At 36.7% G+C, this 15,771-nt stretch carries 11 protein-coding genes; 5 read left to right on the forward strand and 6 right to left on the reverse strand.

The window, feature by feature from the left end; translation table 11 throughout:
- Both H560_RS0103920 and pgi read right to left on the reverse strand, forming a co-directional pair.
- Complete coding sequence (locus H560_RS0103920) at nt 1-714, reverse strand: FkbM family methyltransferase (protein ID WP_027378826.1); 714 nt, start codon at nt 712-714, stop codon at nt 1-3.
- A complete protein-coding gene (pgi, locus tag H560_RS0103925) occupies nt 707-2,347 on the reverse strand; it encodes a glucose-6-phosphate isomerase (RefSeq protein ID WP_027378827.1) in 1,641 nt (546 codons plus the stop codon). The genes H560_RS0103920 and pgi overlap by 8 nt, the downstream gene beginning before the upstream one ends.
- Before the next feature lie 235 nt (nt 2,348-2,582).
- On the opposite strand from pgi, the gene H560_RS0103930 reads away from it, so the two are divergent.
- Entirely contained in the window at nt 2,583-4,013 is a 1,431-nt protein-coding gene (locus H560_RS0103930) for a glycoside hydrolase family 125 protein (RefSeq protein WP_027378828.1), read from the forward strand.
- Nucleotides 4,014-4,183: 170 nt separating this feature from the next.
- Here the strand turns inward: H560_RS0103930 and H560_RS0103935 are convergent, their stop codons facing one another.
- Complete coding sequence (locus H560_RS0103935) at nt 4,184-5,095, reverse strand: DUF4349 domain-containing protein (protein ID WP_027378829.1); 912 nt, start codon at nt 5,093-5,095, stop codon at nt 4,184-4,186.
- 207 nt (nt 5,096-5,302) lie between these two features.
- Here H560_RS0103935 and H560_RS0103940 point away from each other — a divergent pair, with 207 nt between their 5' ends.
- On the forward strand, nt 5,303-6,661 hold the full coding sequence (locus tag H560_RS0103940; RefSeq protein WP_027378830.1) for an acyl-CoA dehydrogenase family protein: 1,359 nt from the start codon (nt 5,303-5,305) through the stop codon (nt 6,659-6,661).
- Nucleotides 6,662-6,767: 106 nt separating this feature from the next.
- On the opposite strand, the gene H560_RS0103945 is transcribed toward H560_RS0103940, so the two are convergent.
- The 3 genes from H560_RS0103945 to lon form a co-directional block, all read right to left on the reverse strand.
- Nucleotides 6,768-7,145, reverse strand: coding sequence for a DoxX family protein (locus H560_RS0103945; RefSeq protein WP_027378831.1), 378 nt, complete (start codon nt 7,143-7,145; stop codon nt 6,768-6,770).
- 120 nt (nt 7,146-7,265) lie between these two features.
- Entirely contained in the window at nt 7,266-8,378 is a 1,113-nt protein-coding gene (locus tag H560_RS0103950; protein ID WP_027378832.1) for an AI-2E family transporter, read from the reverse strand.
- A 152-nt stretch (nt 8,379-8,530) separates the two neighbouring features.
- Complete coding sequence (lon, locus tag H560_RS0103955; RefSeq protein ID WP_027378833.1) at nt 8,531-10,936, reverse strand: endopeptidase La; 2,406 nt, start codon at nt 10,934-10,936, stop codon at nt 8,531-8,533.
- Nucleotides 10,937-11,195: 259 nt separating this feature from the next.
- Between lon and H560_RS0103960 the strand changes: the two genes are divergently transcribed.
- The 3 genes from H560_RS0103960 to H560_RS0103970 all read left to right on the forward strand — a co-directional run bounded on the left by H560_RS0103960 (nt 11,196) and on the right by H560_RS0103970 (nt 15,765).
- A complete protein-coding gene (locus H560_RS0103960; protein WP_027378834.1) occupies nt 11,196-13,343 on the forward strand; it encodes a peptidylprolyl isomerase in 2,148 nt (715 codons plus the stop codon).
- 126 nt (nt 13,344-13,469) lie between these two features.
- On the forward strand, nt 13,470-14,420 hold the full coding sequence (locus H560_RS0103965; protein WP_027378835.1) for an MlaD family protein: 951 nt from the start codon (nt 13,470-13,472) through the stop codon (nt 14,418-14,420).
- A 10-nt stretch (nt 14,421-14,430) separates the two neighbouring features.
- Nucleotides 14,431-15,765: a (Fe-S)-binding protein gene (locus tag H560_RS0103970; RefSeq protein WP_027378836.1), complete on the forward strand. Its 1,335-nt coding sequence runs from the start codon at nt 14,431-14,433 to the stop codon at nt 15,763-15,765.
- Nucleotides 15,766-15,771 lie beyond the last annotated feature (6 nt).

Here is a 15,771-nt window from a genome sequence, read left to right on the forward strand (position 1 = left end):
TTATTGCTTAATTAGATTTTTATTTATTAATGAGATTTCCTCAAATGTTTCAGAAATACCAAAAACTAAGAAACCATGTTCTCTGAGATTCCCTAGCATGTTTATAGTTTTTTGTTTTCCATCATTAAAGAAACGTTCGTGAATTTCAACCAGAATTTGCCCAATTTCAATATCAGAATTTAAAATATTTTCAATTACATCATACTCTGAACCTTCTATATCTATTTTTAAAACATCTATTTTTTTATGACCTAATTCAGCAGAAATGTCGCTTAAATTTTTAAGCTGAACTTCAATCTTGGAATCCAGATTCACATTACTCTGCTGTATAGTGCTTCCGGATACATAATCCGGATTTTTAGGAAGATAAAATATATCTTTCATGGTTTTACTACCAATCCCATAATCAAAGAAGCTAAACTTAGAGGGAATATTCTGTGAAGCTATCCAGTTAATAGATTTAGGAGTGGGGTCAAAGCCAAATACAAAACTTTTGAACTTATTGATCACGCCCAAATCAAAAGAAATGTCTTCACCAATACCAAAAGAATAGACGATAGAGTTTTGATTCAAAAACTCGGGGGCAATAAAAAAGCCTCCATAATCATTACCAAGCCATTCTTTTTTAAGATCAATATCTTTTTTCAGATGTTTTGTATGGGAACTTAATGATAATTTAATAAAATTAATTTTTCGTTTAATTGTGTTAAGCATGTTTTTTATAATAATTGATTAATCCATTTGTAGAGCTGTCGTGAGAGCTAATTGTTTCATTACTTTCAAGTTCCGACAGGATTTTATTAGCCAGCACTTTTCCTAATTCCACCCCGAACTGGTCGAAGCTGAAAATATTCCAGATCACACCCTGTACAAAAATTTTGTGCTCGTACATGGCAATCAGCTGGCCTAATGAAAAAGGAGTTAGTTCTTTGAATAGTATTGAGTTAGTAGGTGTGTTTCCGTGGAAAACCTTGTAGTTTAATACGAAATCAATTTCCTCATCAGTCTTTCCTGCATTTCTTAATTCTTCCTCAACTTCCTCTTCCGTTTTCCCGAAGGCGAGTGCCTCGGTCTGAGCAAAGAAGTTTGCCAGTAATTTATCCTGATGATCAGAAACTTTGTTTGGGCTTTTTACATAGGCAATAAAATCAGCAGGAATCAGCTCGGTTCCCTGGTGAATCAGTTGATAGAAAGCGTGTTGTCCATTAGTTCCCGGTTCTCCCCAAATAATGGGTCCCGTTTCATATTCTACGAATTCTCCATTTCTGTCAACACATTTACCGTTACTTTCCATGTCTCCCTGTTGAAGATACGCTGCAAACCTGTCTAAATACTGAGAATAAGGAAGAATGGCATACGTTGTTGCCGCATAAAAATTACGATACCAGATTCCAATTAATCCCATCAAAACGGGAATGTTTTCAGAGAAATCTGCCGTTTGGAAATACTGATCTGTGTCGTAAGCTCCTTTTAATAATTGTTCAAAATTTTCATATCCTACTGCCAGAACAATGCTTAAACCAATGGCGCTCCATAATGAATATCTTCCGCCGACCCAATCCCAAAATTCGAAAATGTTTTCCTCTGCAATTCCGAAGTCTTTAACTGATTGAACATTAGTAGATAAAGCTACAAAATGTTTTGCAACATCTTCCTGCTTTCCTGCTTTTAAAAACCAGTCTTTTGCAGAGTTTGCATTTGTCATGGTTTCCTGGGTGGTAAATGTTTTTGAAGCAATGATGAATAGAGTAGTTTCAGGATTTAGATTTTTTACAACTTCTGCAATATGATTTCCGTCTACATTGGAAACAAAATGTACATTTAATCTTGTTTTAAAATGCTTCAAAGCCGAAACAACCATCACAGGGCCCAAATCTGAACCCCCGATTCCGATGTTCACAACATCTGTAATTTCTTTTCCGCTGAAACCTTTATGCTCTCCTGAAATAATACTTTCAGAAAAAGATTTCATTTGGTTTAAAACCCTTTTAATCTGAGGCTTTATATTTTCTCCGTCTACCAGAATTTCCTTATCGGAAAAATCCCTCAAAGCTGTATGTAAAACTGCTCTTCCTTCTGTTTCATTGATCTTGTCTCCCGAAAACATTTTGGAAATAGCATCTTTTAATTCACATTCTTCTGCCAGGTTTAAAAGAAGATTTTTTGTTTTGGAATCTATTAAGTTTTTTGAATAATCAAATAAAAAACCAGGTCTTTTGACTGAAAATTCATTAAAGCGGTTCGGATTGTATGCAAAAAGGCTTCTCAGGTCAAAATCATTATTTGCGAATTGTTCGTCTAAAGCTTTCCAGCTGTTGGTTTGAGTAGGATTTATTTTTGATAGCATATATTTAGAAATTAAGGTTTTACGGATAAGGACTTTGGATTACGAATGATCTGATCCTTATGCAAAATTATTGATTTGCAAATTTAAGGAATTTTACTTCAATGATGTTAATTGGTGATTAAAAATAGGTAATTGGCTTTATGAGACATATTAAATAATAACGATGTCTTTGCTATTAATAAAATACAGATAGATTAAAATTGTTATTTTAGATTTATATTTTTAATTTAAAACAATGATCAATAGAAGAGAATTTATTAAAAAATCAGGAATCGGGTTGGGCTTTTTTGCGATACCCACATCTGCGAAGTTTTTTTATGCCGATAATTATATTTCGAAAAGGCCTGCATTAGATCAAAGAAAATTCACTTCCAAGGCTGTTGAAAAAACAATCACAACAGTAAAAAAGTCCATTGTTGATGAAGAACTGGCGTGGATGTTTGAGAATTGTTTCCCCAATACATTAGATACTACGGTAAAATATTACAATAAAAACGGAAAACCGTATACGTACGTCATCACCGGGGATATTGATGCGATGTGGCTTCGGGATTCTTCAGCGCAGGTGTATCCTTATTTGAGCCTTGCTAACGAAGATGAGCAATTAAAAAATCTGTTGAAAGGTGTTATCAATAAACAAGTAGAATGCGTTCTTCTTGATCCTTATGCTAATGCCTTTTTCGATGACAGCAGTAAAATAAGCGAATGGAAAAGTGATGGAACATTGATGAAGCCCGGCGTCCATGAGCGGAAATGGGAGGTTGATTCCCTCTGCTATGTGATGCGGCTGTCTTATAATTATTGGAAAAAAACAGGAGACTCCTCAGTTTTTGATTCCGACTGGAAAAAGGCAATGCTTCTGATCCTACAGACTTTTAAAGAACAGCAGAGAAAAGATTCAAAAGGGTCGTATGCATTTCAAAGGGCAAACGGTAATGCTTTAGATACACAATTTGCAGCCGGTTTTGGAAATCCCACCAAGAAAATAGGCTTGATCCACTCCATGTTCAGGCCTTCTGATGATGCTACTTTTTATCCGTTTCTGATTTCTTCCAATATGTTTGCAGTGGTTTCTCTGAGGGAAACAGCGCAGATTTTTTCAATAATTTTAAAGGATGAAAATTCTTCGGCTCAATTTAAGAATTTGGCTGAAGAAGTGGATGGAGCTATTCAGAAATATGCTATTTTAAATCATCCTGAAGCAGGAAAAATTTATGCATTGGAAATTGATGGATTTGGAAACGCCTTATTTATGGATGATGCCAATGTTCCGAACTTATTATCAATTCCTTATCTGGGTTACAGATCAAAAGACGACGAAGTGTATAAAAATACACGGAAGTTTTCTTTAAGCCATTCTAATCCCTGGTTTAGTGAAGGTAAATTTGCGAAAGGAATCGGCGGTCCGCATATAGGGGAGCACAAAATCTGGCCTTTGGGCTTAATTATGCAGGCTTTAACGACTGATGAGGATGAAGAGATTATTTCATGCTTAAAAATGCTAAAAAACACTCATGCCGGAACCGGATTTATCCATGAATCTTTTGATGTAAATAATCCGAAAGATTTTACAAGATCTTGGTTTGCTTGGGCGAATACGCTCTTCGGAGAACTGATTCTCCATCTTTATACCACAAAACCCGAAATTCTGAAAAGGAAATTTTAGATAAAAAACCTCCAAAAAATCTGGAGGTTTCTCTTTTTTAAAAGATCGCTTCATTCAATCAATTGTTGATTCTCTTGTAAAGTATTAAAATTCAAACTTTACGTTAAAAAAGCAGCAATTGTTTTAAAAGCTTAAAATATATATTGATAACCATAAAGGTTAGGACAGCATTAAATTTCAGAAGCCGGCTGATCTTTTTTAACCGTTTTTTTTCTCTTGATCAAAAAAATAATGGCTGCGGCAATCAATAGAATCGGCCAGATAGTAATCAGCCCCACAATAATTTTCTGAATCATATAAAAACCTTCCACAAAAGCAGATTTTACGCTGTATACAAAATCAAACTTATATTTATCATCAATATTTTTTGTATTGGTAATGGCTATTTCTGCGGTTCTTACTTTGGGTTCTTTAATGTAAATATCAACAGTGCTGTACTTCAGGTGGTCGGTAACATCCATATTTGCCAATTGCTGTTGATTATTTTCGGACATATTTTCGTCGTCTAGTTTCACTTTATCTTTATTGGCCTTTAGCTGCGAAATATTTTCGCCTGTTTTTTTGATTCTTTTTCCTTCAAGCTCGGCATATTTTATTCCTGCAGTTACATCTTCTGCGTTGATGGATCTTGAATTCAGGAAAAGTTTTTTATTGTTGATTAAAGTTAAAAGCTCGCCTAATTTTTCGGTTGGAACCCTTACCTGCATTGAATTTTCAGACTGGTATTTTTTCACCAATACGGCGTCTTCATCATTGGTATTATAGGTTTCTTCTGATATGACATTGCTCCTTAAATTGCTGTGCGTTACAAATCCTCCCAAATCCTGAACCAATTTTTCAATGGAAATGGTGGCTTCATAAACATCTTTGACTTCCATATTTACATCTGCTGTTTTGATGAACTGTTTGTCTTTTACCTTCATGGTAGCAACAGAAGAAATGCTGTCCGATGTCATTACTGCGGCAGAATCGGCACCGGAAGAAGCTTCATAGGCACTGGATGCCGCTTCTCCTTTTTTACATGAATAGATTCCTAGTAAAAGTGCTGATACGATTGATAATTTAATGTAAGTGGTTTTCATATATTGATTTTTTATTGTTTGCTTAATCCAAAGTTCAGGAGGAAACGTTTGTAATGTTTGAAAAACGCGGGTAAAAAATTTGTAAAGAGAAATTCTGATTTAAATATTTAAAAATCAATAATTTGTAAAATAATGTTGTATGTGTACTTTTGTTTTCGGAGTAATTTTTGCTTATCTTTTTACAATCAAAACACACAATACATTACTATGTCAAATACTTTTTCCAAAATCAGAAACGCAATAGAATTATTCAGAACAATAGATTTTGATCAATTGAGCACAATTTCCCAAAAAGTAAACCTTCCCAAGCTTATGGAAAATTTTTCCAAGCTTGATGATAAGCAGCTTAGCGGAATGATGAAAATGCTGGATCCCAATAAAAAAAAGAAGGATCTTCCGCCTATTGATGGTGATTTCTACGATATTTATCACACCTTAAGCCCGGAACAAAGAGAAGTTCAGTTAAAAGTAAGGGCTTTCATGGAAAAAGAAGTGAAACCTCTGGTGAATCATTACTGGCTTCGTGATGAGTTTCCACATGAATTAATTCCGAAATTTCAAAAACTGAATATTTGCGGTGTTACTTATGAAGGTTACGGCTGTCCAGGAATGCCTTTCTTAATGGAAGGTGTCATTGCTATGGAAATGGCAAGGATTGATGCTTCAATAGCCACGTTTTTTGGGGTACAGTCCGGTCTGGCGATGGGCTCCATTTATATCTGCGGTTCGGAAGAACAAAAACAAAAATGGCTTCCGCAGATGCAGAAATTTGAAAAAATAGGAGCTTTTGGCCTTACAGAGCCTGAAGTGGGTTCCGGAGCAGCCGGCGGCTTAACGGTTACCTGCAAAAAAACGCCCGAAGGCTGGATACTGAACGGCCAGAAAAAATGGATCGGTAACGCAACATTCGCTGATTTAATCATCATCTGGGCAAGAGATCTTGATGATGGCGAAGTGAAAGGCTTTATCGTTGAAAAAGACAATCCGGGTTATTCTGTTGAGAAAATCAAAGGAAAAATGGCATTAAGAATCGTTCAAAACGGATTGATTACGCTGAAAGATTGTGTGGTGACAGAAGAAAACAGGCTGCAAAATGCCAATTCATTTAAAGATACAGCTAAAGTATTGAGAATGACGCGCGCCGGAGTAGCCTGGATGGCAACTGGCTGTGCAAGAGGAGCGTATGAAAGTGCTTTGGATTATACCAGAAAAAGAGAACAATTCGGAAAGCCGATCGCTTCTTTTCAAATGATTCAGGGGCATTTGGTGGAAATGCTGTCGAATCTTACGGCAATGCAGACTATGGTTTTCAGGCTTTCGGAAATGCAGGACGAAGGGATTTTAAAAGATGAACATGCTTCTTTAGCCAAAGTTTTCTGTACAATGAGAACGCGCGATATCGTTTCCAGAGCACGTGAAGTGATGGGCGGAAACGGGATTCTCCTGGAATATGATGTAGCCCGATTTGTAGCTGATGCAGAGGCTATTTATTCTTATGAAGGAACAAAAGAAATTAATTCCCTGATTGTAGGTAGATCGATTACTGGATTTAGTGCATTTGTATGATAAAGTGAATAGTGAATGGTCAATGGTGGATTTTCCCAGCAAGTGAATTTAAAATTGACAAGCAAAGCAAATTCACCATTGACCATTGACCATTCACTATTGACTTTCAGCTCACCAAAGCCTTATATTTTTCTTTATTATCAATAATGATCCAGATATTGATTAGAAATAAAACTCCTGCGATTGTCATTCCCATTGGAGATTTATCTAATGTGAAAACATGAGCGACAATTCCTACCATTACAGGTAAAATAACAATAGCGCCTAAAGCTCTTGTTTTTGGGAAAATAAATAGCAGGCCGCCAATGATTTCTACAATTCCTATTAATGGCATCAGCCAGCTGATTTCATTGAATGCAGCAAAAAGCTTCATTTGCTCAGGAGTAGGCTTCTCCATTGGCATATAATTTAAGAATTTGTTTAATCCTGCGTTGATAAACATCAGGCCAAACAGAAGGGCAAAAATAAATTTTACGATTTTCATGAGTGTGAGAATTTTTTATTAAAATTAAATAAAATTCTAATTCGTTGATTAAAAATCAAATAAAATTTAAAATTACTATTGATTTCTTATTACTCATTGCCAATTACTCATTACTCATATTTAATCCATCTCTTCCAGCGTAATATTTTTGGATATCTTGTATTTCTTTTTCTTTTTGTTTGGTTTTTCTTCTTCGCCGAGCAGTTTTCCCCAAGGCTGCAAACCTTCCACTCTTTCAAAAATGATTTTGATGATAGCAATAGCCGGAATACATAGAAACATTCCTGCAATTCCCCAAAGATGTTCGCCGATAACAATTCCGATAAATGAGAAAAGTGCGTTGATTTTCACTTTAGAACCTACCACAAATGGAAGGACAATATTTCCGTCTACAATGTGAACTCCTACATAGCCGATGATTACGTAAATGCACGTAGTGGGAGTTGTAGTCGCAAAGGCAATAAAGCAGGAAATCAACAGCCCGATACAGATGCCCAGATAAGGAATTACATTTAATAATCCCGTAAGAATACCTAGCAGAATAGCATATTTCACCCCTAAAATTGTTAAAACAATAGAAGTAAGGATAGAAACAATAACCACCTGCAAACATAATCCTATGATGTATTTTTTAGTCATGATTCTCACTTCATTCACGATTTCCTGAACGCTGGCCTTATGTTTTTCGTTAAAAACTGTTACAATAAAATTATTTAAAACTCTTCTGTAGTTTAAAATGAAAATAAAAAAAAGAATAAAAAAAACAATAAAACCCAGCCCCGTGGAAAACACTCCGAATGTGAACCCCAGGATCACGGCGGATGAAGAAAGAAGCTTATTCACTCCCTGATCCAGATAATCCAGCTGCTCATCAATTTTTACATGAAAAGTATCTGAAACCCAATTCTGAAGCTCATTAAAAACCTTCGTAAACTGAACCCTAAGATGCGGAATATCTTTGCTGAAATCTGATAACTGTGACCCGAAGAAATAAACCATGCCCGTTAAGATCATCAGCATAATCAAAACCGAAGCAATAGTAGATATCGACCGGGTAAATCTCAGTTTTCTTTCCATAAAGGTAGCAACCGGCAGAAAAAGCATTGCCATAAGAAATGCTAAAAAGAAGGGGGCAAAAATACTTTCGCCCAACGCCAGAAGGTAACCGATCCCGATGATGGAAATCACAACCAGTGTAAGCTTAACGAGAAATGGGAGCCGAATAAAATTCATAATATCAAAATCTACTCTATAAAAATACAAAAACCCTTCGGATTAACAGGGTGATTTATTAATTTAACCTAAATATCCAAGTCATAATCAAAACCACGTCCCAGATTCTGGAACGTGGTTTCTTTTTATTGAGAATGTTAATATGTTATGAATTATTTTTCGATGGCAATATCAATGACCTCTTCCATTCTGTTGACATAATGTACTTTAAGGTTTTTAAGGTAATCTTTTTTAATTTCCTCTACATCTTTTCTGTTGGCTTCACAAAGAATAACATCTTTAATTCCGGCTCTTGTTGCGGCCAGTAGTTTTTCTTTAATTCCGCCTACAGGAAGTACTTTTCCTCTTAAGGTAATTTCGCCGGTCATCGCAAGATGAGGTTTTACTTTTTTATTTTTATAGGAAGACACCATGGATGTCAGCATGGCAATACCCGCTGAAGGTCCGTCTTTTGGAGTTGCCCCTTCCGGAACGTGGACGTGGATATTTTTCTTTTCGATATCATCCTGAGAAATTCCCAGTTCATCATATTTTGCTTTAATATATTCCAAAGCAATGGTTGCGGACTCTTTCATCACTGTTCCCAGGTTACCGGTCATGGTTAAAGCACCTTTTCCGTTGCTTAAAATGCTTTCAATGAATAAGATATCTCCGCCTACGCTTGTCCAGGCAAGACCTGTCACCACACCCGGAACTCCGGTGATTTCTGACAAGCTTTTTGGTCTTGGAACTCCCAGAATCTCATCAATTTTTTCAATCGAAATTTTTGAATCATATTCTTTTACTAAAGCTGTCTGCAGGGCTACCCATCGGGCAATTCCCGCAATTCTCTTTTCAAGGGTTCTTACACCGCTTTCTGAAGTGTGGGCTTCTATAATGTGCTTTAATTCAGCATTTCCAAGCTTGAATGATTTTGAATCCAAACCATTTTCTTCCTGCTGTTTTTTAATTAAATGTCTTTTTGCGATCTCAATTTTTTCTTCCAGAGTATAACCCGCAATCTGGATGATTTCCGTTCTGTCCAATAACGGAGTCTGGATGGTTGAAAGTGAATTTGCTGTTGCAATAAAGAGTACTTTAGACAAATCGTAACCCATTTCCAGGAAATTATCGTAGAATGACTTATTTTGTTCAGGATCAAGAACTTCTAAAAGTGCAGAACTTGGGTCACCGTGTAATCCCTGCCCGATTTTGTCCATTTCATCCAGTACAATTACAGGATTGGAAGTTCCGGATTTTTTGATGGACTGAAGAATTCTTCCCGCCATTGCCCCAATGTATGTTTTCCTGTGACCACGGATTTCACTTTCATCATGAAGCCCGCCCAGAGACAGCCTTACATATTTTCTTCCGAGGGCATCTGCAATAGATTTTCCCAAAGAAGTTTTACCTACTCCCGGAGGCCCTACCAACAGAAGAATAGGGGATTTCATGTTGTTTTTTAACTTTAAAACAGCCATGTGCTCCAAAATCCTTTTCTTAATATCTTCTAACCCGAAATGAGCTTTGTCTAAAATCTTTTCGGCTTTTGCAATATCAAAAACGTCTTCTGTATAGGTTTCCCACGGAAGATCTGTAAAGAAATCAAGATAATTTCTCTGAACATTATAGTCCGGTGAGTTTGGATTCTGACGCTGTAACCTGTTGATTTCCTTTTGGAAATGTTCTTCTACTTCATCATTCCATTTCTTTTCACGGGCTTTTTTTATGAGGTCTTCAACGTCGCTTTCCGGTCCGCCGCCCAATTCTTCCTGAATGGTTCTGATCTGTTGATTTAAAAAATATTCTCTCTGCTGTTTGTCCAGATCCTTTGAAGTTTTCTGATGAATCTGATTTCTCAATTCCAGTTTTCTGAAATCTTCATGCATCATTTCATAACATTTGTTGGCTCTTTCCATCAGGCTTTTTTCTTCAAGCAGCTTTTGCTTTTCGATGGATGGGAAATTAGCGTTCGTGCAGATGAAATTTAATAAATCATCATTATTGTTGATGTTTTTTATAGCAAAATTGGCCGCGTTCGGGATGTTTGGATCGAGCTCTATGATTTTTAAAGCAAGATCTTTTACGTTTTCCAGTAATGCTTCGTATTCTTCCTTGTTTTTTGCCTTTCCGTCTTTTAATTTATTGATTTCAGCTTTGAAATACGGCTGGGTTTCAACAATTTTTTTAATCTTGAATCTGTAAAATCCTTTGGTGATGGCTGTAATATTGCCTTCAGGAAGCTTAATGATCTTGATGATTTTCGCTAAAGTACCTATTTGGTAAAGATCTTTCTCATGAGGCTGTTCCAGATCAGAATTTTTTTGGCTTACAATTCCTATCAGGTCTCCGTTTTTCTGGGCTTCTTCCAGGAGCTGTATGGATGCTTTTCTTCCTGCAGTAATCGGGATGACCACATTGGGGAACATCACCATATTTCTTACCGGAAGGATAGGGAATATCTTTTGCTCAGAATTTTTTTCTGTTTCCGAAAGATCAGAAAGGCTGATCTCTTCAGCAACAATATCAAATCCGTCGCTTATCATTTCTTCTAAACTTATATCTTCAAATTCTGTCATAGTAAATCGAATGACAAATTGTCATTATCGTGTTAATTCGTTAACGTGAAATTTTATAATATGCTTTAAAAACGGGCAGCATATTAAGGTATGCTTTATGGCACAAGACTTATGCCATTCATTTTTTGATAAAAAATATGGTCAAAATTTCCTTTTTTGTAAAAATAAAATTTTAAAAAATTAAAAAAAGGTCTTTGATTTCCGTAATTTCTTAAAAATGTGTATTTTCGCACACTGATAAAAAACTATAATATATATAATGGCAATTTTAGGACAAATTAGGAGTAGACCTTGGCTTTTGATGGGAGTAATTGCACTGGCGCTTTTGGCGTTCTTAGTGAATCCCGATAGTATTGATAAGGTTTTTGGTAAAAATCCTGATGTTTTAGGAAAAGTAAATGGTGAGAAAATTACCCGCGAAGAGTTTAATGATCAACTTTTTGTGCTGCAGCAGCAGGCCGACCAGCAAGGTCAGCCGAAGGCCGGTCTTGAGGAGCAGGCTTGGCAGTTGCTTGTGCAGTCAAAGCTTATCAAACAGCAGTTTGAGAAAATGGGCTTTGAGATGACGGAAGATTATTTCTGGAATCAGATCCAGTATGATCAGATGTTTGCACAGCAAAAGCAGTTCTTTGACGAGAAAGGGAATTTCAAAACTCAGGAGCTTAAAAAACAGATCGAAGAAATGAAGGCTGCAAGCCCGGAAGGTTACAACCAATGGTTGAAAACCAGAAAGTCAATCGAGTACAGATTGATGGCAAGACAGGTTTTTGCTAATATTTCTCAGGGTATTACTACCGGGAAAAAAGAAGCTGAAGAGCTTATGAAGCAGAGAGATCAGCTTGCCGAAATCGATTTTGTTAAAATTGATTACGCAGCTTACCTTCAAAAAAATAATATCAAAGTTACTACTGAAGATTTAGCAAATTATATTAAGCAGCATCCTGTAATGTTCAAAGCGGAACCAAGCAGAAACATAGGTGTTGTTTATTTTCCTTCTCAGCCAAGTGCAGCAGATGATGCAGCGGCTCAGAAAGAAATTACTAAACTATTCTCAGCAGGAACTGATGCAAGCGGAGGTGCGGAAAACTTCCAAAACACTACTAACGACTCAATGTTCGTAATGGCAAATTCTGATATGCCTTTTAATAATCAGTATTTGAAGCCAAACCAATTGCCACAGACTATTCAGGGGCAGATCACTACTGCTGCGATCGGGCAGACGTTCGGACCTTACAAAGAACAAAACTTCTATGTAGTTTCTAAACTTTTGGATAAAAAGACTTCGGATTCTACATTGTCAAGACATATTCTTATTGCATTTAAAGGAAGCCCTGCGGGAGAAGGTGTTTCAAGATCTAAAGAACAGGCTAAAAAACTAGCAGATTCTATCGGAGCTATTGTAAAAGCCAATCCTGGTAAATTCACAGAATTCCTTAAGTTATCAAACGATCCAAATTCTGCTGCTCAGGGTGGTAGCCTTGGATGGACAACTCCGGAAACGCCTTTCGTTCCTGAGTTCTTAACTTATTTAGCTAATAATCCTAAAGGTGCTACAGGTGTTGTGGAGACTCAGTTCGGGTACCATATCATTAATATAGAAGATAAAAAACCGGGAGCAATGGGCTATAAAGTTGCTAACCTTGTGAAAGCAATTAAGCCGTCTGAAGCTACGGAAGCTGATGTTAATAAAAAAGCAAGCAGATTCGTTCAGCAGGTTCAGGGAAAGTCTTTCAACGATTTTGTGAATATTGCTAAAAAAGGAAACTATCAGTTCTCCAATCCAAAACAGGCAAAAAGATTTGATGGTCAGATCCAAGGTCTTGGAACAGATAAAGATGCAGATATTTTAGCTTGGGCTTTTGATAAAAAAAGAGAGAAAGGAGATACTGAATTATTTAATGTAGACGGAACCGGAGACAGAATTGTAGTCTATCTTAACGGTAAGCAGGAAAGAGGAACGGCAGATCCGGAATCTGTAAGAGATCAGATTGAAGTGGTGGTTAAAAATAAATTAGCTGCAAAACAGATTTCTGAAAAAATTGGTAAAGCCGGAAGCCTTGATCAGATTGCTAAGCAGTTTGGAACTACAAAACAATCTGCACAGGTAAACCTATTGAGCCCGTCAGTTGCAGGTGCCATGGAGCCTAAAGTTGCCGGAGCAGCATTTGGTGTTGCAAAAGGTAAGATTTCTAACCCAATTGAGGGAGGAACAGGGGTTTATGTTTTAGTTAAAAAGAATGAAATCGTAAACAAGCAGCCTGGAGATATTAAGCAATTTACAGAATCTATCAGCCAGAGAAATGCAGGAATGTTTGGCCAGTCTTGGTTAAAGAGCCTGCAGGACAATTCTGATATCGATGATTACAGAATAGAAATCTGGGACAAAATGGGTTCTCAGCAACAGTAAAAAATTAATTTTATAAATAATGAAAGTGGCAGAATTTTTGCCACTTTTTTTGTGTGTAATGCAGAGCAATAAAGAAAAACATTAATTTAAATGTAGTATATTTGCTCATTAGAAAAAATTTAGCAAGTGAAGTTCAGTAAAGAATTAAAAGCTGGTGTAATCGCACTTTTAGCTATTGTTGGTTTTGTAGTATTATTCCAATTTATGAAGGGCAGAAGCCTTTTTACCACAGATAATATATTTTACGCAAAATATGATAATGTAGAAGGATTAGCGCAATCATCTCCTGTTTCCATCAATGGTTTGAAGGTAGGGCAGGTTGACAAAATCATTCCTCATACAGATAAAGACGGGAAAATTGATTTTCTTGTTAAAATTACTGTAGATAATAATTTTGAGTTTTCAAAAAATTCCACACTGGAAATTTTTGAGCCGGGATTAATGTCAGGAAAAGAAATGAGAATTAACCTCATGTACGGCGGGCCGACAGCAAAAGACGGAGATACTCTGAAAGGAGCCTTCAAGCTGGGAACGCTGGGAAGCCTTTCTTCGCAGGTAGGGCCGGTTAAAGATCAATTGCAGACTGTTTTATACCGTGTAGACTCATTAATGTCTAATGCAAACAGAATTGTTGATGAGCAGAACAGAGCAGAAATTAAAGCTTTGCTTTCAAATCTTAATAAAACAGTAAGCGCGCTGCAGACTACCGCAGGAAGCGTAAATACTTTGGTAGGACACAATGACCCTAAACTTCAGAAAGTACTGGATGATGCAAGCCTTACTATGCAAAGCGGTAAAGTAACCCTTGATAAATACGGAAATCTTGCAGAAAGCATCGATACTCAGAAACTGAATGCTGCGATTGCTAACCTAGATGTTACCGTTGGAAAGCTTAACCAGGTAGTAGCAGGAATTAACAATGGGGAAGGTAGTTTAGGAAAATTAATGAAAGATGAGCAGCTTTACAACAATCTGAATTCCGCCTCTACCAATCTGAATTCATTAATTGAAGATATGAAAGCAAATCCGAAGAGATACATTAATTTCTCGGTATTTGGTAAGAATAACAAAGACTAATACACTGGCCATGCAATATATCGATAATATTCTTTTTCTGATTTTATTAGTTGCAGGTTTTGGGCTGTTTGCAAAAAGTCTTCAGAAGATATACAGAAACATCAGATTAGGACGTGAAATCAACAGAAACGACAGGAAAGGTGAGCGTTGGGAAACCATGGCCAGAGTGGCAATGGGACAAAGCAAAATGTCAAAAAGACCTGTTGCAGGGATTTTGCACCTTTTCGTTTATGTAGGTTTTATTATTATTAATATAGAACTTATTGAAATCATTGTTGACGGAATTTTCGGGACACATAGATTTTTAGCAACTGTTCTTGGAGATGGCTTTTACAGCTTCTTTACGTCTACGCTTGAAATTTTAGCCCTGTTAGTGATAATAGGGGTGGTAACATTCTTTATCCGTAGAAATTTTTACGGGGTGAAAAGATTAACGATGAAGGAGCTTTTCGGATGGCCAAAACAGGATGCCAACTGGATTCTTATCATAGAATTTGCCTTAATGATGGCTTTTCTTACTATGAACTCCACCGACTGGATTTTGCAGCAAAGAGGTGTTCTTCATGCACATGGAAGCTTTCCTGTAAGCCAGATGACTTTTGTGCCGTTTTTTGAAGTATTCAGTTTTGATAATGGCTTTTTAGTTTTTGTAGAAAGAGCAGCGTGGTGGTTCCACTTTGTAGGGATTTTGTTCTTCATGAACTATCTTTATTATTCTAAACATTTACATATTATCTTAGCCTTTCCAAGTACTTGGTACGCTAATTTGGAGAAAAAAGGGAAATTCAATAACCTTGAATCTGTTACCAAAGAAATCAAGCTGATGATGGATCCCAATGCAGATCCTTATGCTGCTCCGGCTGAAGGACAGGCGGAAGAAGCACCTTCGAAGTTTGGTGCAGAAGATATTTTTGATCTGAATCAGGTTCAATTGCTGAATGCTTATTCCTGCACAGAATGTGGACGTTGTACAGCAGTTTGCCCGGCAAATATTACCGGAAAAAAACTTTCCCCGAGATTAATTTTAATGAAAACAAGAGACCGTCTGGAAGAAGTTGGAAAAAACATTGACCAAAACGGGAAGTTTGTAGACGACGGAAGGAAGCTTCTAAACGATTATATCACAAAAGAAGAACTTTGGGCTTGTACCACTTGTAATGCATGTACAGAGGCCTGCCCTGTATTGCTTGATCCGCTTTCTATCATCTTTGATATGAGAAGATTCCTGGTAATGGAGCAGTCTGCTGCACCTCAGGAGCTCAACCTGATGATGACGAATGTTGAAAATAATGCCGCACCTTGGCAGTATAACCAGGCAGACCGTCTGAATTGGGCAAATGATTAAATAAAA

It is taken from the genome of Chryseobacterium daeguense DSM 19388 (assembly GCF_000430825.1).
GTDB classification, from domain to species: Bacteria; Bacteroidota; Bacteroidia; order Flavobacteriales; family Weeksellaceae; genus Chryseobacterium; species Chryseobacterium daeguense.

What these genes read in the sequence shown, in the direction of transcription:
- H560_RS0103920 (WP_027378826.1), bottom strand. Translation starts at nt 714, where the DNA reads ATGCTTAACACAATTAAACGAAAAATTAATTTTATTAAATTATCATTA.
- pgi (WP_027378827.1), bottom strand. Translation starts at nt 2,347, where the DNA reads ATGCTATCAAAAATAAATCCTACTCAAACCAACAGCTGGAAAGCTTTA.
- H560_RS0103930 (WP_027378828.1), top strand. Translation starts at nt 2,583, where the DNA reads ATGATCAATAGAAGAGAATTTATTAAAAAATCAGGAATCGGGTTGGGC.
- H560_RS0103935 (WP_027378829.1), bottom strand. Translation starts at nt 5,095, where the DNA reads ATGAAAACCACTTACATTAAATTATCAATCGTATCAGCACTTTTACTA.
- H560_RS0103940 (WP_027378830.1), top strand. Translation starts at nt 5,303, where the DNA reads ATGTCAAATACTTTTTCCAAAATCAGAAACGCAATAGAATTATTCAGA.
- H560_RS0103945 (WP_027378831.1), bottom strand. Translation starts at nt 7,145, where the DNA reads ATGAAAATCGTAAAATTTATTTTTGCCCTTCTGTTTGGCCTGATGTTT.
- H560_RS0103950 (WP_027378832.1), bottom strand. Translation starts at nt 8,378, where the DNA reads ATGAATTTTATTCGGCTCCCATTTCTCGTTAAGCTTACACTGGTTGTG.
- lon (WP_027378833.1), bottom strand. Translation starts at nt 10,936, where the DNA reads ATGACAGAATTTGAAGATATAAGTTTAGAAGAAATGATAAGCGACGGA.
- H560_RS0103960 (WP_027378834.1), top strand. Translation starts at nt 11,196, where the DNA reads ATGGCAATTTTAGGACAAATTAGGAGTAGACCTTGGCTTTTGATGGGA.
- H560_RS0103970 (WP_027378836.1), top strand. Translation starts at nt 14,431, where the DNA reads ATGCAATATATCGATAATATTCTTTTTCTGATTTTATTAGTTGCAGGT.